The 610-nt window shown below is 73.6% G+C and carries 2 protein-coding genes; both read right to left on the bottom strand.

Annotated elements, in window-relative coordinates; translation table 11 throughout:
* Positions 1–176: response regulator transcription factor (locus tag TN53_RS41770; RefSeq protein WP_046264124.1), on the bottom strand; the 176-nt coding region annotated here is incomplete at its 3' end.
* Positions 173–610: sensor histidine kinase (locus tag TN53_RS41775; RefSeq protein WP_046264125.1), on the bottom strand; the 438-nt coding region annotated here is incomplete at its 5' end. The genes TN53_RS41775 and TN53_RS41770, both read right to left, overlap by 4 nt.

Genomic DNA, 610 nt, shown 5'->3' on the forward strand with positions numbered 1-610 from the left:
CGGATGTCCATGAGGACCACGTCCGGCCGGGTGCGGCGGACCGCGTCGACCGCCTCCGCTCCGTCGGCGGCCTCGGCGGTCACCTCGATGCCGTCCGCTGCGAGGATCATCCCGAACCCGGTGCGTACGAGGGCCTGGTCGTCGGCGATGACGGCGCGCAGCTCCGGCCCGCTCATGCCGTCCGCCACGGGATGAGGGCCCTGACGCGGTAGCCGCCGGCGAGGGTCGGACCGGCGGTCAACTCGCCGCCGTAGACCGCGAGTCGCTCTCGCAGCCCGATCAGCCCGCGGCCGTTCCCCTCGGTCCGCGGAGCGTCACGGACGGCTCCGGTGTCGATGACCTCGATCTGGAGGACCTCCTCGGCGTAGCCGATCGCGACCGAGGCTTCCGCGCCGGGCGCGTGTTTGATCGTGTTGGTCAGCGCTTCCTGCACGACGCGGTATGCCGTCAGATCGATCCCGGGCGGCAGCGGATCCGGCGGGAGCGAGACCGCGACGCCCACCGGAGTCCCGGCGGCGCGCACCCGCACGATCAGCGCGTCGAGCTGTCCGAGGCCGGGCTGGGGTTCCAGGGCATCGGGCTGTTCCGCGTCCGGGGCGGCCAACAGGCC

Source organism: Streptomyces sp. WM6386 (assembly GCF_000972385.1).
Classification (GTDB): Bacteria; Actinomycetota; Actinomycetes; order Streptomycetales; family Streptomycetaceae; genus Streptomyces.